This window comes from Cronobacter sp. HA18003, from assembly GCF_011605905.1.
In the GTDB taxonomy this organism is placed as follows: Bacteria; Pseudomonadota; Gammaproteobacteria; order Enterobacterales; family Enterobacteriaceae; genus Cronobacter; species Cronobacter sakazakii.
The window spans coordinates 1,405,575-1,423,326 of the sequence record NZ_JAANQO010000011.1 but is presented as its reverse complement, the minus strand read 5'-3'; the positions used below and the strand labels follow the sequence as shown (position 1 = coordinate 1,423,326).

Below are 17,752 nucleotides of genomic sequence, written 5' to 3'. Positions count from 1 at the left end.
CAGGTTTTGTAGGGCAGGTAAGCGAAGCGCACCTGCCGTCTGTCGGTATTTGATGGATGTTCTGGCGTTTACCTACCCTGGGAAAGGTTTAGTAGGGCAGGTAAGCGGAGCGCACCTGCCGTTTTCCTGGCGCGATATAAAAACAAAAAAGCCTGAGGGTTAGCTCAGGCTCTTTCTTTGAATATGGCGGTGAGGGAGGGATTGATTCGGCCCGTTAGGCCTCACCCTGCGGGCAGTCAGCTCGCGTGGCTCGCAGACTGTCCCCCTGGCTGCGCCAGTGGTCGAACCCTGGTCGAGGCTTCTCATCCCTCCCGGAGCGGCGCGATATAAAAACAAAAAAGCCTGAGGGTTAGCTCAGGCTCTTTCTTTGAATATGGCGGTGAGGGAGGGATTCGAACCCTCGATACGTTGCCGTATACACACTTTCCAGGCGTGCTCCTTCAGCCACTCGGACACCTCACCATATTGTCATCCCGATGCTGTCGGGACGGGCGCTAATGTAGGGGAAAGGCCCATAGTCGTCAACGTAAATTTAGCGCTTTTCGGCGCGTTTAAACAAACTTCATACAAAATGCGCTTAAAACAACCATTCTTTATCTGGTCCCATGATCCGTAACAGGAATGAATATGTGTCTTTTTTTTAATCGGTCACATTGACAGATTTCTTTAATCTGTGCGACGTAATCAAAAGCGATAAATAATTTGCATGGCAAATAATACAAAAAATAATGACTAAATCGCATGAATACAAGCCGAAGAAATTATCATCTATAGACTAATGAAACAGGCGTGCTGAAATAATTAGAGAGTAAGATAATATTCAATTAATATATATTTTGATTGAATGAAACAATGTAACAAGCACAAAATAAAATTTGCTATTTATCTGGAAACTTTAAAGAAAAATGAGGCAGGCAATTGTCAACTTATTTATCTGCGGATAATATGCGCGGGCATTTCATCATAGCGGATATTTATTCGCAAAAAAAATGGTTTTGGATTAACAATCAAGGAGAAGATATGAAAAAAAAACTCTGTTGGATGGCGCTTGCAGGCGCGCTGACATTTCATGCCGCTTCAGTTTTAGCCGCGGATGGCAAAATTAATTTCACAGGCAAAATTACCGATCAGGCATGTGAAATTGATGATGACGATAAAGTGCTGGATGTGGATCTGGGTGTCTATTCCGTTAATCAGTTTAACGCGACCGTCGGTGTTAAAACGCCGCCTATTCCTGTGAAGATTAAGCTCAAAAACTGCCCGGTTGTGGAATCAGGTGAAAACCCGCACTTTAGCGTTTATCTCACGGGCGATGCCGATCCGGTGAATAAAGATTACCTGAAAGTCGCAGATGGCGGTGCTACCGGCGTGGCGATTGTCATTACGGATGATGAAGGCACGCTTATTCCTATGAACCAGTTCTCTCAGCGTAAATTTGAAATTCCCGATGCGACGATGGATCTCAACCTCATCGCCTATTATGAGTCAACAAGCACCACGGTTGGCGCAGGGGTAGCTAACGGGACAACCGATATTACTTTTGATTATCGCTAATTAAGCCATTATTTAACGTATCATCAAGCCGTTAACACGGGTTAGCGGCTTGTTATTCTTCTTTCAAACTGAGTTGACTATGCGTGCGATGAGAAAATTTATTCTCAGGGTGAATCTTTTTATCTTTCTGCTCTTTATGGTAAATAACGTCACCGCCGGTGGTATTGTCGTTGGCGGCACTCGTATCATTTATGAGGGAAATAAAAAAGAGGCGGCACTGGGCGTCAAAAATAACAGCACTGAGAGCCCCTTTTTATTGCAATCGTGGGTGGATAACGGAGACGGGAAAACGCGCGGCCCTTTTATGGTCACACCGCCGCTATTTCGTATCGAGCCTTTGGAAGATCATGAATTGCGTATTGCGAAAACGGGTAGCCTGCCGGAGGATCGCGAATCGTTATTTTATCTGAATATCCGGGCCATACCACCCTCATCTCAGGATGCGGTCAATACTCTCAAGCTTGTGGTGAAAACCCGCCTCAAGCTGTTTTACCGCCCGCAGGCGCTGGTTGCCGACGCGCAGACGGCTTATAAACAGCTCACATTTCATCTCGCCGGTGGTCAACTGGTGGTCGAAAACCCGACGCCCTTTTACATGGTATTTGACAGCCTGAAGGTGGGAGCAACACGTATTCAGAGCGCTGATATGCTCGCGCCTTTCGCAAACCAGCACTTTACGCTGCCCGCAACAGAAACCGGGCGGGAGGTGAGCTGGCGCGTCATCAATGATTATGGCGGTGTGACAAAACCTGAGACTCGCCATCTGTGAGCCTGACAGCAAGGAATGCGCCAGTGAAAATAAAAATTAATGCCTTAAACCCGGGGTTGCCCGGGCGTGCTTTCGCGTCGGTGCTGGCCACTACGCTGACCTTCACTGCGGGTGGCTTTGACAATGCTTGTGCGCAGGAGAAAGTCTGGTTTGATCCGGCGCTTATGGAGCAGGGTGATCCGGGCCAGCGGGGCGTCGATCTCTCCATTTTTAGCGTGAAAGACCAGCTCCCCGCGGGCAACTACCCGCTGCGCATTCGGCTTAACGACAGCGAAATGTTTACCCGAACGATTTCTCTGACGATGGATGCGAGCGGAGAAACCCATCCGGTTATTACGCCTGCGCTGTTACAGGAACTCAACGTCAAAACCGACGCCTATCCGGCGCTGGCGGCACTGGCACCGCTGGCACCGATTGAGGATATTGGCGCGCTGATCCCGGCGGCATCGGTGCGGCTCAACACGCATCGGATGGCGCTTGAAGTCAGTATTCCGCAGGCGGCGTTGCGACACACTGCCCGGGGCTATGTCGATCCACAATACTGGGATGACGGCGTCCCGGCGTTATTTAGCAACTACACGTTTAACGGTACGGATACGCATAGCGATGTGGGCGAGAGCGATTCTTCACGGTATCTCAACCTGCAGAACGGACTGAATATTGGCCCGTGGCGCGTTCGTAACTATTCCACCTGGAACAAAAGCGACGACGAGGCGCACTGGGACTCGATCTACACCTACGTGCAGCGGGATATTAAACCCTGGCGTTCACAGTTAACGCTTGGGGAAAGTTATTCCCCGTCAGCCATCTTTGACAGCGTGAAATTCAAAGGCGCGCAGCTCGCATCCGACGATAATATGCTACCTGACAGCCTGCGTGGGTTTGCGCCGGTGATCCGGGGCATCGCAAATTCCAGTGCCGAAGTGACGGTACGCCAGAATGGCTACATCATTTTTCGCGATACCGTGGCGCCGGGGGCGTTTGAAATCAGCGATCTCTATCCCACCTCGCATAGCGGCGATCTGGAGGTCACCATTAAAGAGGCTGATGGCAAAGAGCGACGTTTCATTCAGCCCTTTTCCGCCGTACCGATCATGCAGCGGCCTGGTCAGGTGAAATACAGCCTGACGGCGGGTGAGTACGATCCAAACAGTGCTGAAGATGCTACACCGACGTTTGCGCAGGGGACGATGATTTATGGCGTCAATAATCAGCTGACGCTTTACGGCGGTGCAATGGGCGCTGATACCTGGCAGGCCGCCGCGTTAGGGGTAGGCGTTGGGCTGGATGAATGGGGGTCGGTCTCACTTGATATCACGCATGCGCGCAGTCAGTTACAGAATGACACCACATCGTCAGGCGAGTCTTATCGTTTTCAGTACTCCAAAAACATTGCGCTGACGGATACCTCCATCACACTTGCCGGATACCGGTATTCCACCAGTGGTTACTTCGGCTTTGACGAAGCAAACCATGACGCATCCTGGTTCGACGATCGCTACGGCGGGTACTATCAGCAGCGTAGCCAGTTACAAATCAGCATTAGTCAGACGCTCGACAGCATGGGTTCATTTTACCTGAACGGCTATCAGCGTGATTTCTGGAATCGCACGGATAAAGAACAGAACCTTTCTACTGGTTTCGCCTTCTCAGCAGCAGGTGCGACCTGGTCGCTCTCCGCCACGTGGAATAAAACGCAAGAGCAGACTGACCGGCAAATTGCACTCAGCGTCAGCGTGCCGTTGAGCCGTTGGCTCTCTAACAGCTGGGCGACGTTTAACGTGAGCCAGAATCAGGATGGCGACACGCGTTACCAGAGCGGCCTCAGTGGCACGCTGATGGATGACGGCAGGCTTAGCTATTCGCTTCAGCAGAGCTATAACCAGGCGGGACAAGAAGGCGATAACACCGCCGACAGCAGCGCCGATGTGAACTACAAATCACGTTTCGCCAATATGAGCCTGGGGTATTACCACGCCGATGATTCGCAGCAGTGGAATTACGGGGTCTCTGGCGCGCTGGTGGTCCACCCTCATGGCATCACCTTTTCTCAGCCGCTCGGCGACGCTTTCGCGCTGGTGGATACCAATGGCGCAGGCGATATCCGCTTTAAAAACCAGGCCGGGGTGGCAACCGACTGGCTGGGCTATGCCGTCATTCCCTGGCTCACACCCTATGAGAGAAATGAACTGTCGCTTGATACCACCACACTGCCCGCGGGTGTCGATGCCGACAACACGCACATGACGCTTATCCCGAACAAAGGCGCACTGGTTTATGCCCGTTTTGACGCGCGTAAAGGATCTCGGGTGTTGCTGACCCTGCGACAGGCCAACGGTCAGCCTGTGCCGTTTGGCGCGCTGGTCACGCTGGAGAGTATTGAAAACTATGAAAGTATGGTGGATGAGGGCGGCGTGGTGTATCTGTCCGGCGTCAAACAGAACGGTATGGCGCAGGTGAAATGGGGCAACCATTCCGGGCAACAGTGCAAAGCCCCTGTTGTTTTACACGACGCGGCATCAGGCGAAAGTGATTTGCTATCGCTGACCGCCGTGTGCCGATAATAAGAGAACGACCTTATGTTAAGAAAACTATCTGGCGTAATAGTGGTTTGCGCGGCGCTAAAAACACCGCATTTGCAGGCAGCTACGGGTTTCTGCAATACCACGAACGGCCCCAAAATTTATACCGTCGATGCGAGCATGTCGGTCTCCGATCCTGATAATAACCAGACCGGGAAAACATTTACCGAACGGTTTGGTTCCTCAGAAAATTACAGCGCGCATTGCGATTGCGATGATAGCGACCTCAACAAAGATCCGCACCCAGGCGCGTACTATAAAGGTGAGTATCTCGCCCCCGCCACTCAATATGGCAGCGCATATTATATACATGTTAATGACAATATTGAGCTTGCGGCTGCCATCAACATCGCTAATGTGGGGGATGTTCAGGTGCCCTTTACCGATATCTGGAACAAAAAAAATAATGGCTGTTCACTTAACAGTTTTACTACCGGGCAGAGTGGCGTTCTGGCATTTCGCATCAGCAAGCCTTTTTTTGGGCAGATGACGATTCCGCAAATGGCTGTGGCGGCGATTTACGGCACCGTAAGGCCAGGTCAATATTCCAGCGAGCCGATGGCTAAAGTCTTCGTTGAAGGCACTATCACCGTGCCGCAAAGCTGTGAAATCAATGCAGGTGAAGTGATCTCCGTAGATTTCGGCACCATTTTTGCCAAAAATTTCGCGACACGCGGCCATAAACCGGAAGGATTTGTGGATAAAAAAACAACCATTGCCTATATCTGTAAAAATATCAGCGATGGCGTGACGTTAACGATGACGTTTTCCGGCGCGCCAGCGAACGGCATCCCGGAGGCGCTCGCCACCACAAACCCGGATGTCGGAGTATTGATTAAAGATGACAGCGAGCAGGTCATCCCGGTCAATACAGGAGAGGTGCCAATGCCGCTGGATCCGTCAACCGATATGACCAACCGCACTGGCAAGGTCGATATCCTTACGGCACCGGTGAACCTTAGCGGTAATACGCCGCAAATGGGTGAATTTTCCGGCTCAGCATCAATCACCATCGATATTCGCTAATCCTTTTCGCTTTTCCTCTGACAGCCGCCCCAAAGGCGGCTGATTTTGTTATGGTTAATCCCATTGACCTGTCAGGAGAAGCGCCGTGGACATCCTCTTTTACCATCCCACTTTTGATATCAGCGAGTGGGCGGCTTTACTGCAACGCCATCTGCCGCACGCGCGTCTTCGCGCGTGGCAGCCCGGCGATAACGCCGCCGCAGATTACGCGCTGGTCTGGCATCCCCCGTATGACATGCTGCGCGGGCGCGTGGATCTGAAGGCGATTTTCGCCCTCGGCGCGGGCGTCGATTCGCTGTTAAGTCGTTTGAATGAATACCCGGATCTGCTGCCGTCCGGCGTGCCGCTGTATCGGATGGAGGATACCGGTATGGCCGCCCAAATGCAGGAGTACGCCATAAGCCAGGTGCTGCACTGGTTCCGCCGCTTCGACGATTACGCCGCGCTACAGCGCGAGGCGCGCTGGGAGCCGCTTGAGGAGTATCGCCATGCGGATTTCCAGGTAGGCGTCCTCGGCGCGGGCGTGCTCGGCGGGCAGGTGGCGCAGAGTCTGAGCCGCATGGGGTTTCCTGTGCGCTGCTGGAGCCGCAGCTGCAAAGCGCTGCCTGGCGTTGAAAGCTTTGCGGGGCCCGATGAATTATCCGCGTTTCTGCACGGCACGCGAGTGCTGATTAATCTTCTGCCCAACACGCCGGAAACGGTGGGCATTATTAACGCGCAGTTGCTGGCGGCGCTTAACGACAACGCGTATGTCCTGAACCTGGCGCGCGGCGTTCATCTGGTGGAAGAGGATCTACTGGCCGCGCTGGATCGCGGGAAAGTGAAGGGCGCGATGCTGGATGTGTTTCAGCAGGAGCCGTTGCCGCATGAGAGCCCGCTGTGGCGCCACCCGCGCGTGCGCATTACGCCTCACGTCGCAGCCGTTACCCGGCCTGAAGAAGCGGTGGCCTTTATCGCACAGAGTATTACGCGAATCGAGCGCGGCGATATACCACCGAATCAGGTGGACGTGGCGCGCGGCTACTAGCGCCCCGGCGATTCGGCTAAAAATCGCCGGGGATACCTGTTATCCTTGCACAAAATCACAGAGGAGAGCGCCATGTATCCCGTTGACCTGCATATGCACACCGTCGCCAGCACCCATGCCTACAGCAACCTGCATGATTACATCGCCGCGGCGAAGCAAAAAGGTGTCCGGCTTCTGGCTATCACCGATCACGGCCCGGACATGGCGGATGCGCCGCATCACTGGCACTTTATTAACATGCGTATCTGGCCGCGCGTCGTGGATGGCGTCGGCATTCTGCGCGGTATCGAAGCGAATATTAAAAACCGTGAAGGCGAGATTGACTGCACCGGCCCGATGCTCGATTCACTCGATCTGATTGTTGCGGGCTTCCACGAGCCGGTATTTGCGCCGCAGGATAAAGACGCCAATACCGAAGCGATGATCGCGACGATGGCAAGCGGCACGGTGCATATCATCAGCCACCCCGGAAACCCAAAATATCCCGTCGATATTCCGGCTGTCGCCGCTGCCGCCGCCAAATATCAGGTCGCGCTTGAAATTAATAACTCATCGTTTACCCACTCCCGTAAAGGCAGCGGACCAAACTGCAAAGCGATCGCCGCCGCGGTACGCGATGCGGGCGGCTGGGTGGCGCTGGGGTCGGACTCTCATACTGCGTTTACGCTCGGCGATTTCCATGAATGCCGCAAGGTGCTGGATGAGGTCGATTTCCCGGAGGATCGCATCCTTAACGTGTCGCCGCGCCGTCTGCTCGATTTTCTTGAAACCCGCGGAATGACGCCGATTGCTGAATTTGCCGCCCTTTAATTTTGTCTGAAATGGAATCTGTTAATGAATGAGTTTTCAATAATTTGCCGCCTGCTTGGCTCGCTCTGGTACCGTGCGCCGCAGGATCCGGTTGTGGCACCGATTTACGGTCTTATCCGCGAAGGCAAGCTCGCGCAGAACTGGCCGCTGGAGCAGGATGAGCTACTGGCGCGGCTGCAAAAAAATGCCCAGCTGGACGCCGTCGAGGCAGATTATCAGGCGCTGTTTGGTCAGGATGACGCCCGCGTGTCGCCGTTGCGTTCCGCCTGGGTGGCAGAGAGTAGCGAACAGGAGATTCGCGCCTTTTTAACCGCGCGCGGCATGCCGCTCGGCGAGGCGGCGGCGGATCATTTTGGTCTGCTGCTGCTGGCGGCCTCGTGGCTTGAAGATCAGTCTGCAGAAGATGAAATTGAAGCGCAGGAAACCTTATTCGGCGAGTTCCTGATCCCGTGGTATGAAACGTTCCTCGGCAAAGTGGAAGCGCACGCCGCCACGCCATTCTGGCGCACGCTGGCGCAGATCACGCGTGAAGCCATCCAGGCGATGTGGGAAGAACTGCAGGAAGAGGAAGAAGAGGGGGATGCGGAGTAATTTTTATATGTGATTAGCGTCACATATAAAATGTAACTCACTGTGCGTTATTTCATGTGACGTGCGGCAGATCGCATTTCTTCTGCGGCGTTTTGTTAAGATACGCCGCCATGAACAGACACTTTTCTCTCGCATTAACGACAGGCCTGCTTTCCGCCCTCTGGGCGTGGGCCGCCGTCGCGCTCGGCCTGCCTTCCTGGGCAGGCTTTCTCGGCTGTACGGCCTGGTTCGCCAGCCCCAAAGGCGGCGTTACTGGCTTTCTGACTATTCTCTTTACGCTTGGCAGCGGTGTGCTGTGGGCGCAGGTAATTATCGCCGGTAGCGCTGTAGCGCCTGGAATCGCGTGGTTAAGCTACGCCATGACCGGTGTAGTGGCGTTTCTGATGTGTATTCAGTCGCGCCAGACGCTACTCAGTTTCGTACCGGGGACGTTTATCGGTGCCTGCGCCACGTTTGCCGCACAGGGCGACTGGAAAAGCGTGCTGCCCGCGCTGCTGCTGGGCCTGCTCTTTGGCGTAGCGATGAAAGCGAGTGGGCAGTGGCTTGCCGGACGCGCAGCGCCAAAAAGCACCACGGTTGCTGAGTGAAATAAAACCCGCTTAGGCGGGTTTTATTGTTTTTCGCCTTGACGCTGCCGTGTTCCGTTTTCCTTAAGCTCTGTTAGTCCTGATTAAGCGCTTTACTCATTCCCCATCCCTCACTTTTTTTGCTCTGGCCTCTTCCCTGATCTGTAATTGTAATTTATATGTTAATAGTAAGTTAAAATAACAATACCTCAGGGGAACTATTATGATCTTTACGTCATTGCGTATTGCCGTTATTAGCGCTGCACTTGCATCTTTCTCTGGCACGGCCCTGGCACAGTCGGGTGGAACGATTACCTTTCATGGCGCGATTGTTGAAGAAGGCTGTGCGGTCGCGCACCAGACGACGCACATTGAAGTATCGTGCTCGCATGGCACTAAGATGTACCGACAGACGCTCTCTCTGCACGGCTCGGGTGTACGCGAACGCCATTCTGAGTGGGTGCATAGCCGCCTCGATTACCTCAATCCCTCACATACGCTGGGTATCCTCACACTGACCTACCGCTGAGCTGGTTTTGGCGGCAGCCTCCCGGTGTGCTGTTCTACACTTTAGGGAACACAAATGGTCAGGAGAGAAGTATGTCCGGACGTATCAATGTGGTGCAGGGTGATATCACCCTCATCGATGTCGACGTGATCGTCAACGCCGCCAATCCCTCATTGATGGGCGGCGGCGGGGTGGATGGCGCTATTCATCGTGCCGCCGGACCGGCGCTGCTCGCCGCCTGCAGGCAGGTGCGCCAGCAGCAGGGCGAATGCCAGCCAGGCCACGCGGTGATAACCGAAGCGGGCGATCTCGCCGCGAAAGCCGTCGTACATACGGTGGGGCCGGTCTGGCGCGGCGGGCAGGATAACGAACCGCAACTGCTGGCGGATGCCTATCGCAACAGCCTTCAGCTTGTCGCCGCCAATGGTTACAACAGCGTGGCGTTCCCGGCGATTAGCACCGGCATCTACGGTTACCCGAAAGCGGCAGCGGCGCAAATCGCCTTTGAGACCGTTTCAGACTATCTCACCAGGCACCCTCAACCGAAGCAGGTATACTTTGTCTGCTATGACGAAGAAAACTTCCTGCTTTACCAGCGGTTACTGGGACAATACGACGAACAGCCGGGCGCATAACACCCGGCTCGGACGCGCTATCGCCCCGACGACGGCGCAGCACCCCAACCACAGTGGTTTACATCCGCTTGATGACAGCCTCGACGCCTTCGCCGCCCGCTACCTGCTGGCGGAGATGGCGGAGCAAACTATCGACGTCCAGTACTATATCTGGGAAGACGATATGTCCGGGCGGTTGCTGTTTGGCGCACTGCTGGCGGCGGCGCGACGCGGCGTGCGGGTGCGTATTCTGCTGGATGATAACAATACGGTGGGCATGGACAGCACGCTGCGGCTGCTGAATGCCCATCCGAATATTGAAATCCGTCTTTTTAACCCTTTCTCTTTTCGAACGCTACGCGCGCTCGGCTATCTCACCGATTTCGCCAGGCTTAACCGCCGGATGCATAACAAAAGCTTCACGGTGGATGGCGAAGTGACGATCATTGGCGGGCGCAACGTCGGCGATGCCTATTTCGGCGCGGGCGAACAGCCGCTGTTTTCCGATCTCGATGTCCTGGCGATTGGCCCGGTGGTGGAGGAAGTCACGCAGGATTTCGAACGCTACTGGCGCAGTCGGTCAGTCTCGACGCTCGATAACGTGCTGGATGTCGAGGCCGAAGAGATAGACGCCCGCGTGCAGTTGCCGCCGCACTGGAAGGACGATCCGGTGGCGCAGCGCTACCTTGAGCGTCTGGAGAGTACGCGTTTTGCGAGCTATATCGAAACCCGCACGCTCCCGCTGGTGTGGGCCAAAACGCGATTGTTAAGCGACGATCCGCGCAAAGGGCAGGGGAGAGCGCGCCGACATACCCTCCTTCCGCAGCGCATGATGACGCACATCGGCGAGCCCAAATCGCAGTTCGATATCATCTCCTCCTATTTTGTGCCGACGCGCGGCGGCGTGGCGATGCTACTGGCGCTGCGTCGTAAAGGCGTGAGGATCGCCATACTCACCAATTCGCTGGCGGCGAACGATGTCGCGGTCGTTCACGCAGGTTACGCACGCTGGCGTAAAAAATTGCTGCGTCACGGCGTCGAACTGTATGAGCTAAAACCGACGCGTGACGCCGGACGCGTGCCGCATGACCGCGGGCTGACCGGCAATTCCGGCTCCAGCCTGCATGCCAAAACCTTCAGCGTCGATGGAAATCAGGTGTTTATCGGCTCGTTTAATTTCGATCCGCGCTCGGCGATGCTCAATACCGAAATGGGTTTTGTGATTGAAAGCGAAACGCTGGCGGGCGCGATTCATAAGCGCTTTACGCGCACGCGGCGCGAGGCGGCCTGGGCGCTGCGTCTCGACCGCTGGGGGCGCATCAACTGGATAGAAGAGAAAGACGGTCAGGAGATTGTCTGGAAAAAGGAGCCGAAAACGCGCTTCTGGCAGCGCCTTTTGGTGCGCCTTGTGTATCGTCTGCCGGTTGAGTGGATGCTCTGAAAGCACGCGCCGCGAGGACGCGTGTCACTATCACCCTGTCGCGGTACCCGGCGACGGGGTTTTATTTTGCGGCTTGCCTGAGAACAGAAAGCGCAGTAGCGGAATGCGCAGATGGGCCTCATACAGCGCCACCGCAATGCCAATCACAAACACCAGGCCTGCGATAAAGCCCAGCGCGTTCGAGTGAATGTGTGGCGTGATATACGCGCCGAAGAACAGCGTCAGCGGGTGGTGCACCAGATAGATAAACAGCGAAGCGTTAACAAAGTAGGTGACCCGCGCTGATTTGAAATTCAGCAGGCGGTGGCCGAGCGAGAACACCACATTCACCATCCACAGGCCCATCAGCATGCTAATAACGTTGTCAGTTTCATACATCCAGGCGTCGCCGCTGCCGTATCGCTGGTTCAGCATATAGGCGACAAAGGCCACCGCCGAGCCCACCGCGCAGCCAGGGGAGAACGTCGTAAAGCGGTTTTTCAGCGAGGCGTGTTTAAACGCCAGCGCGCCGAGAATAAAAAACGGCGAATAAAACAGGGTCTGCATCACCACAAAATTAAACAGCCCGTCGCTTAATATCGGCGCGTAGACGATAAAAATAAAACGGCGCAAAGCAGCAAACGCGACGCCAAAAAGTAAAAACAGCGCTGAGAGTTTTCCTAATGTCAGTCGTTCAGCCAGCGCCGCGCTTTTTTCTTCCGGGACGTTTTTTATCCACTGAAATATCAGCAGACCGAGCGTCGTGAAAACCACCAGCACTAACAAAAACCATAAATGCGACGTGAGTTCCCACACCAGCGTATTGTATTTGTCGTAACCGGAAAGCGTATGCCAGCTATCGGCGCGGCCTTTGACATATTGCAGCATCAAAAATTGCGGCAGTGTGAGCAATGGGATCGCGGTCAGCATAGGAATGCCGACACGCTCGACGCGTACTTTCCACCAGCGTTTTCTTGGGTAACGCAGGAACAGCATGTAGGAAAAATATCCTGAAATAACAAAGAAGACCTGCATGCGGAAGGCGTGGATGAAGTCATTGAACACTGTCAGGCCTTCAGAGGGCGTCAGGCTGTTAACGTGCCACTGATGCGTGGAATAGATCAGCGAAATATGAAACGGGATGCCAAGGAGCATCAACCATGCGCGTATGGAATCGAGAAAAAATTCTCTCTGTGTTGGTGTCGTCATATCACTCCATAAAATCTCGGACTATTCGCCTTATCCCTCAGGCTGATTCTGTTTTAGATTCGGCCCCCACCCTACAGGAAGGCCGCGACACAGTCTCCAGGACAAATTCGCAAAGCGAAAATGGCGCGCATTCATTTGCTTAATCGCTGAACCGACGTGCTGAACAAAGCGGGGATTGTGTTGTCGGAAACCGCAAGTTTCCATTAAAATGGATCGGATTGATTTAAGCACACAAAGGGGGAAGTGCTTAGTTATATGAAACATAAAACACAGATGATGAAAATGGGTTGGCTGGGTGCAGCAGTGATGTTGTCACTTTATACCACTTCAGGTTGGGCCTTCACTATCGACGACGTCGCAAAACAGGCGAAATCCTTAGCGGGAAAAAGCTATGAAGCGCCGAAAAGCAACCTGCCCTCCGTTTTCCGCGATATGAAATACGCGGACTACCAACAGATCCAGTTCAATCACGACAAAGCCTACTGGAGCAAAATCAAAACCCCGTTCAAGCTTGAATTCTACCATCAGGGTATGTACTTCGACACGCCGGTTGCCCTTAACGAGGTGACGGCCAATACGGTTCGCAAAATTAAGTACAGCCCGGATTATTTCAATTTCGGTAATGTGCAGCACGACAAAGACACGGTTAAAGATCTGGGCTTTGCCGGTTTCAAAGTGCTCTACCCGATCAACAGCAAAGATAAAAACGACGAAATCGTCAGCATGCTGGGCGCGAGCTATTTCCGCGTCATCGGCCAGGGCCAGGTGTACGGGCTTTCCGCGCGCGGTCTGGCTATCGACACCGCGCTGCCGTCCGGTGAAGAGTTCCCGCGCTTTCGCGAGTTCTGGATTGAACGTCCTAAACCGACCGACAAACGCCTGACGATTTACGCGCTGCTGGATTCTCCGCGCGCGACTGGCGCCTATCGCTTCATCATCACCCCCGGTCGCGATACGGTTGTGGATGTACAGTCGAAAGTCTACCTTCGCGATAAAGTGGGCAAACTGGGCGTTGCACCGCTGACCAGCATGTTCCTCTTCGGGCCGAACCAGCCATCGCCGGCGACTAACTACCGCCCGGAACTGCATGACTCCAATGGTCTCTCCCTGCACGCCGGTAACGGCGAGTGGATCTGGCGTCCGCTGAATAACCCGAAACATCTCGCGGTCAGCACGTTTACCACTGAAAACCCGCAGGGCTTTGGCCTGTTGCAGCGTGGCCGTCAGTTCTCCCGTTTTGAAGATATTGACGACCGCTACGATCTGCGTCCGAGCGCGTGGGTCACCCCGCAAGGGCAGTGGGGGAAAGGCAAAATCGAGCTGGTGGAAATTCCGACCAACGACGAAACCAACGATAACATCGTCGCGTACTGGACGCCGGATCAACTGCCGGATCCGGGCAAGGAGATGAATTTCAAATACACCATCACCTTTAGCCGCGATGAAGACAAACTGCACGCGCCGGAAAACGCGTGGGTGCTGCAGACGCGTCGTTCCACGGGCGATGTGAAACAGTCCAACCTCATCCGTCAGCCGGATGGCACCATCGCGTTTGTGGTCGATTTCACCGGCACCGAAATGCAAAAGCTGCCGGACAACACGCCGGTGACCGCTCAGGCGAGCATTGGCGATAACGGCGAAATCGTAGAAAACAGCGTGCGCTACAACCCGGTCACCAAAGGCTGGCGTATGATGCTGCGCGTGAAAATCAAAGACGCCAAGAAAACCACTGAAATGCGCGCTGCCCTTGTCAATGGCGATCAGCCGCTGAGTGAAACCTGGAGCTATCAGCTACCTGCCAATGAATAAGTCTACTGAGTATATCGACCTGCTGCCGCTTTCTGACGCTGAGAAAGCGGCGCTGCCGACATCGGACATGCAGGCCCTTCATCAGGCGCTGGATGCTGAAGGGCGCGTCTGGGCCCGCGAGGATGACTCCCCGCTGGGCTCGGTGAAAACGCGTCTCGAACAGCGCTGGTCAGACTCGCTCAAGGGCGATCAACTGATCAAAGACGATGAAGGCCGCACCCAGATCCAGGCCATGCCAAAGGCAACACGTTCCTCCATGTTCCCGGACCCGTGGCGCACCAACCCGATTGGGCGCTTCTGGGACCGTCTGCGCGGTCGTGAAGTGCTGCCGCGCTACATGGCGGGGCTGACGAAAGAAGAGCGCGCCGCGGAGCAGAAATGGCGTACGGTCGGCACCATTCGCCGTTACATTCTGCTGCTGCTGACGCTCTCTCAGACCGTCGTCGCCACCTGGTATATGAAAACCATTCTCCCGTATCAGGGCTGGGCGCTGATCAACCCGGCGGACATGATGGGCCAGGACTGGCTGGTGTCGCTGATGCAACTGCTGCCGTATGTGCTGCAAAGCGGCATCCTTATCCTGTTCGCTATCCTGTTCTGCTGGGTGAGCGCCGGGTTCTGGACGGCGCTGATGGGCTTTTTGCAGCTGCTTATCGGTAAAGATAAGTACAGCATCTCCGCCTCGACGGTGGGCGACGAGCCGATAAACCCTGAGCATCGCACTGCGCTTATCATGCCTATCTGTAACGAAGACGTGGATCGCGTCTTCGCGGGCCTGCGCGCCACCTGGGAATCGGTGAAAGCCACCGGCCAGCAGGCGCACTTCGACGTGTATATCCTGAGCGACAGTTACAATCCGGATATCTGCGTTGCCGAGCAGAAAGCCTGGATGGAGCTGATTGCCGAAGTGCAGGGCGAAGGGCAGATTTTCTATCGCCGCCGTCGCCGTCGTGTGAAGCGTAAAAGCGGCAATATCGACGATTTCTGCCGCCGCTGGGGTAACCAGTACAGCTACATGGTGGTGCTGGACGCCGACTCCGTGATGACGGGCGACTGTCTGACCGGGCTGGTGCGTCTGATGGAAGCGAACCCGAATGCCGGGATCATCCAGTCGTCGCCGAAAGCCTCCGGAATGGACACGCTCTATGCGCGCTGCCAGCAATTCGCGACACGCGTTTACGGGCCGCTGTTTACCGCCGGCCTGCACTTCTGGCAGCTGGGCGAATCGCACTACTGGGGCCATAACGCCATTATCCGCGTGAAGCCGTTTATCGAGCACTGCGCGCTGGCGCCGCTCCCGGGCGAGGGCTCTTTCGCAGGCTCTATCCTCTCCCACGACTTTGTGGAAGCGGCGCTGATGCGTCGTGCAGGCTGGGGCGTATGGATTGCCTACGATCTGCCGGGCTCTTATGAAGAGCTGCCGCCGAACCTGCTGGATGAGCTTAAGCGCGACCGTCGCTGGTGTCATGGCAACCTGATGAACTTCCGCCTGTTCCTCGTTAAAGGGATGCATCCGGTGCACCGTGCGGTGTTCCTGACTGGCGTGATGTCTTATCTGTCAGCGCCGCTCTGGTTCCTTTTCCTGGCACTCTCGACGGCGTTGCAGGTGGTACATGCGCTTACCGAGCCGCAATACTTCCTCCAGCCGCGTCAGCTGTTCCCGGTGTGGCCGCAGTGGCGTCCTGAGCTCGCGATAGCGCTGTTCGCTTCAACGATGGTGCTGCTGTTCCTGCCGAAGCTTTTGAGCGTCATTCTCATCTGGTGTAAAGGCCCGAAAGAATACGGCGGTTTCCTGCGCGTGACGCTCTCTCTGCTGCTGGAAGTGCTGTTCTCGGTACTGCTGGCGCCGGTGCGTATGCTGTTCCACACCGTGTTTGTGGTGAGCGCGTTCCTTGGATGGGAAGTGGTCTGGAACTCGCCGCAGCGCGACGACGACTCCACCCCGTGGAGCGAAGCGTTCATGCGTCATGGCTCTCAGCTGTTGCTGGGGCTGGTGTGGGCGGTCAGCATGGCGTGGCTTGATCTGCGCTTCCTGTTCTGGCTGGCGCCTATCGTGTTCTCGCTTATCCTGTCGCCGTTTGTGTCGGTGATTTCGAGCCGCGCGACCGTCGGCCTGCGCACCAAACGCTGGAAGCTGTTCCTGATCCCGGAAGAGTATTCGCCGCCGCAGGTGCTGGTGGATACCGACCGTTATCTGGTGCTCAACCGCAGCCGTTCGCTGGACGATGGCTTTATGCACGCGGTGTTCCATCCGTCGTTTAACGCGCTGGCAACCGCGATGGCGACCGCGCGTCACCGCGCAAGCCACGTGCTGGAAATTGCCCGCGATCGTCACGTCGAGCAGGCGCTGAACGATACGCCGGAGAAACTGAACCGCGACCGCCGTCTGGTACTGTTGAGCGATCCGGTTACGATGGCGCGTATGCACTACCGCGTCTGGGCGCACCCGGAGCGCTATTCGTCCTGGGTAAATCATTATGAGACGCTGAAGCTTAACCCGCAGGCATTAAGCACGCTGTAAGCGTTAAGCGTAGTGAAATGAAAATGCCGGCCATTAAGGCCGGCATTTTTTTGCCCGCAGGACGGGCTGTTATACTGCATACATAACGTTAAAACGCGAGGTCGCCTTTGAGAATTATCGCCGTTCTGCTTGCCGTCTGGATGCTCTGCGGTTGTGGCAGCATCATCAGTCGCGCCGTGCCGGGGCAGGGGCATGGCAACCAGTATTACCCCGGCGTGCAGTGGGATGTGCGCGACAGGCCGTGGCGTTTTATCCTGATGCTCGACCTGCCGTTTTCACTTATCTTCGATACGCTGCTGTTGCCGGTTGATATGCATCACGGCCCGTATGAGTAACGCTTAGCGGGTGGTGTCCCACTCATCCGCCGCGGTGCGTCCCTCTTCGGTGTCCAGCGGCGGCTCCAGCTGAAATTCGCCCTCATCCCATTCATGCAGGGTGTTTTCCTCCTGCCACTCCTGGCGCAGCTCAATCTCATCGAAATCGCCGTCAAACACGCTCTGCGCGGCATCGCCGGTTAACACGGTCAGGCAGTCGCCTTCGTCGGTTTCATCGGCGAAGAATTCTGCCTGCCACATGATTTCCCCGTCCTGCAGCACATATTTTTGCATATTGAACAGCTCGACAACCGCGTCCTCTTCCTCAACTCCCGGATTCGCGGCGAGGAACTCTTCGCGTGCTGCGTCAATGGCTTCTTCAAGCGTGGCGTACATAGTCATAGCTTTCTCCCTGAACGGACATGGTTGTTT

16 protein-coding genes, 1 tRNA gene and 1 other RNA gene are annotated in these 17,752 nt (G+C 55.3%); 14 read left to right on the top strand and 4 right to left on the bottom strand.

Translation table 11 applies throughout. The features are described 5' to 3' along the window. Nucleotides 1–184: 184 nt before the first annotated feature. Nucleotides 185–327: non-coding RNA, RtT sRNA (locus tag G6041_RS07920), on the bottom strand. Nucleotides 328–374: 47 nt separating this feature from the next. Then, nucleotides 375–462 (bottom strand) — tRNA-Ser (locus G6041_RS07915). 558 nt (nucleotides 463–1,020) lie between these two features. On the opposite strand from G6041_RS07915, the gene G6041_RS07910 reads away from it, so the two are divergent. From G6041_RS07910 to G6041_RS07860, 11 genes are all read left to right on the top strand, one after another. Beyond that, nucleotides 1,021–1,554, top strand: coding sequence for a fimbrial protein (locus tag G6041_RS07910; RefSeq protein ID WP_007849215.1), 534 nt, complete (start codon nucleotides 1,021–1,023; stop codon nucleotides 1,552–1,554). A gap of 79 nt (nucleotides 1,555–1,633) precedes the next feature. Continuing rightward, nucleotides 1,634–2,323: a fimbrial biogenesis chaperone gene (locus G6041_RS07905; protein WP_054628760.1), complete on the top strand. Its 690-nt coding sequence runs from the start codon at nucleotides 1,634–1,636 to the stop codon at nucleotides 2,321–2,323. A gap of 23 nt (nucleotides 2,324–2,346) precedes the next feature. Next, the gene (locus tag G6041_RS07900) at nucleotides 2,347–4,887 is read left to right on the top strand and encodes a fimbria/pilus outer membrane usher protein (RefSeq protein ID WP_012125150.1); all 2,541 of its coding nucleotides are present in this window, start codon (nucleotides 2,347–2,349) and stop codon (nucleotides 4,885–4,887) included. A gap of 15 nt (nucleotides 4,888–4,902) precedes the next feature. After that, nucleotides 4,903–5,931, top strand: coding sequence for a fimbrial protein (locus G6041_RS07895; RefSeq protein ID WP_012125149.1), 1,029 nt, complete (start codon nucleotides 4,903–4,905; stop codon nucleotides 5,929–5,931). An 85-nt stretch (nucleotides 5,932–6,016) separates the two neighbouring features. Continuing rightward, a complete protein-coding gene (ghrA, locus tag G6041_RS07890) occupies nucleotides 6,017–6,958 on the top strand; it encodes a glyoxylate/hydroxypyruvate reductase GhrA (RefSeq protein WP_012125148.1) in 942 nt (313 codons plus the stop codon). Between the two features lie 72 nt (nucleotides 6,959–7,030). Continuing rightward, entirely contained in the window at nucleotides 7,031–7,768 is a 738-nt protein-coding gene (locus G6041_RS07885; protein ID WP_007888983.1) for a phosphatase, read from the top strand. Nucleotides 7,769–7,792: 24 nt separating this feature from the next. Then, nucleotides 7,793–8,359 carry a TorD/DmsD family molecular chaperone gene (locus G6041_RS07880; RefSeq protein ID WP_012125109.1) on the top strand — a complete coding sequence of 189 codons (567 nt, stop codon included), beginning with the start codon at nucleotides 7,793–7,795 and terminating at the stop codon, nucleotides 8,357–8,359. Nucleotides 8,360–8,469: 110 nt separating this feature from the next. Beyond that, nucleotides 8,470–8,946, top strand: a complete 477-nt coding sequence (locus G6041_RS07875; RefSeq protein ID WP_012125108.1) for a DUF1097 domain-containing protein — start codon at nucleotides 8,470–8,472, stop codon at nucleotides 8,944–8,946. Between the two features lie 202 nt (nucleotides 8,947–9,148). Further along, entirely contained in the window at nucleotides 9,149–9,454 is a 306-nt protein-coding gene (locus tag G6041_RS07870; protein WP_041460539.1) for a type 1 fimbrial protein, read from the top strand. Nucleotides 9,455–9,525: 71 nt separating this feature from the next. Next, nucleotides 9,526–10,068 carry an O-acetyl-ADP-ribose deacetylase gene (gene ymdB, locus G6041_RS07865; protein ID WP_012125107.1) on the top strand — a complete coding sequence of 181 codons (543 nt, stop codon included), beginning with the start codon at nucleotides 9,526–9,528 and terminating at the stop codon, nucleotides 10,066–10,068. After that, entirely contained in the window at nucleotides 10,001–11,488 is a 1,488-nt protein-coding gene (locus G6041_RS07860) for a phospholipase D family protein (protein ID WP_041460538.1), read from the top strand. The genes ymdB and G6041_RS07860 overlap by 68 nt, the downstream gene beginning before the upstream one ends. A gap of 30 nt (nucleotides 11,489–11,518) precedes the next feature. On the opposite strand, the gene mdoC is transcribed toward G6041_RS07860, so the two are convergent. Then, nucleotides 11,519–12,676: a glucans biosynthesis protein MdoC gene (gene mdoC, locus G6041_RS07855; RefSeq protein WP_012125105.1), complete on the bottom strand. Its 1,158-nt coding sequence runs from the start codon at nucleotides 12,674–12,676 to the stop codon at nucleotides 11,519–11,521. Between the two features lie 273 nt (nucleotides 12,677–12,949). Between mdoC and mdoG the strand changes: the two genes are divergently transcribed. The 3 genes from mdoG to G6041_RS07840 all read left to right on the top strand — a co-directional run bounded on the left by mdoG (nucleotide 12,950) and on the right by G6041_RS07840 (nucleotide 17,341). Continuing rightward, nucleotides 12,950–14,485 (top strand): glucans biosynthesis protein MdoG, encoded by a 1,536-nt coding sequence (gene mdoG / locus G6041_RS07850; RefSeq protein ID WP_094301148.1) that lies wholly within the window; start codon nucleotides 12,950–12,952, stop codon nucleotides 14,483–14,485. After that, nucleotides 14,478–17,006 (top strand): glucans biosynthesis glucosyltransferase MdoH, encoded by a 2,529-nt coding sequence (gene mdoH, locus G6041_RS07845; RefSeq protein WP_084999284.1) that lies wholly within the window; start codon nucleotides 14,478–14,480, stop codon nucleotides 17,004–17,006. Before mdoG ends, mdoH begins: the two co-directional genes overlap by 8 nt. A gap of 107 nt (nucleotides 17,007–17,113) precedes the next feature. Next, nucleotides 17,114–17,341: a YceK/YidQ family lipoprotein gene (locus tag G6041_RS07840; protein ID WP_004385242.1), complete on the top strand. Its 228-nt coding sequence runs from the start codon at nucleotides 17,114–17,116 to the stop codon at nucleotides 17,339–17,341. A gap of 3 nt (nucleotides 17,342–17,344) precedes the next feature. Here the strand turns inward: G6041_RS07840 and G6041_RS07835 are convergent, their stop codons facing one another. Then, nucleotides 17,345–17,722, bottom strand: coding sequence for a MysB family protein (locus tag G6041_RS07835; RefSeq protein WP_004385241.1), 378 nt, complete (start codon nucleotides 17,720–17,722; stop codon nucleotides 17,345–17,347). Nucleotides 17,723–17,752: the final 30 nt, after the last annotated feature.

Excerpts from the sequence above, each read along its gene's own strand:
- G6041_RS07910 (WP_007849215.1), top strand. The coding sequence starts at position 1,021 with ATGAAAAAAAAACTCTGTTGGATGGCGCTTGCAGGCGCGCTGACATTT.
- G6041_RS07905 (WP_054628760.1), top strand. The coding sequence starts at position 1,634 with ATGCGTGCGATGAGAAAATTTATTCTCAGGGTGAATCTTTTTATCTTT.
- G6041_RS07895 (WP_012125149.1), top strand. The coding sequence starts at position 4,903 with ATGTTAAGAAAACTATCTGGCGTAATAGTGGTTTGCGCGGCGCTAAAA.
- G6041_RS07885 (WP_007888983.1), top strand. The coding sequence starts at position 7,031 with ATGTATCCCGTTGACCTGCATATGCACACCGTCGCCAGCACCCATGCC.
- G6041_RS07880 (WP_012125109.1), top strand. The coding sequence starts at position 7,793 with ATGAATGAGTTTTCAATAATTTGCCGCCTGCTTGGCTCGCTCTGGTAC.
- G6041_RS07875 (WP_012125108.1), top strand. The coding sequence starts at position 8,470 with ATGAACAGACACTTTTCTCTCGCATTAACGACAGGCCTGCTTTCCGCC.
- G6041_RS07870 (WP_041460539.1), top strand. The coding sequence starts at position 9,149 with ATGATCTTTACGTCATTGCGTATTGCCGTTATTAGCGCTGCACTTGCA.
- ymdB (WP_012125107.1), top strand. The coding sequence starts at position 9,526 with ATGTCCGGACGTATCAATGTGGTGCAGGGTGATATCACCCTCATCGAT.
- G6041_RS07860 (WP_041460538.1), top strand. The coding sequence starts at position 10,001 with ATGACGAAGAAAACTTCCTGCTTTACCAGCGGTTACTGGGACAATACG.
- mdoC (WP_012125105.1), bottom strand. The coding sequence starts at position 12,676 with ATGACGACACCAACACAGAGAGAATTTTTTCTCGATTCCATACGCGCA.
- mdoG (WP_094301148.1), top strand. The coding sequence starts at position 12,950 with ATGATGAAAATGGGTTGGCTGGGTGCAGCAGTGATGTTGTCACTTTAT.
- mdoH (WP_084999284.1), top strand. The coding sequence starts at position 14,478 with ATGAATAAGTCTACTGAGTATATCGACCTGCTGCCGCTTTCTGACGCT.
- G6041_RS07835 (WP_004385241.1), bottom strand. The coding sequence starts at position 17,722 with ATGACTATGTACGCCACGCTTGAAGAAGCCATTGACGCAGCACGCGAA.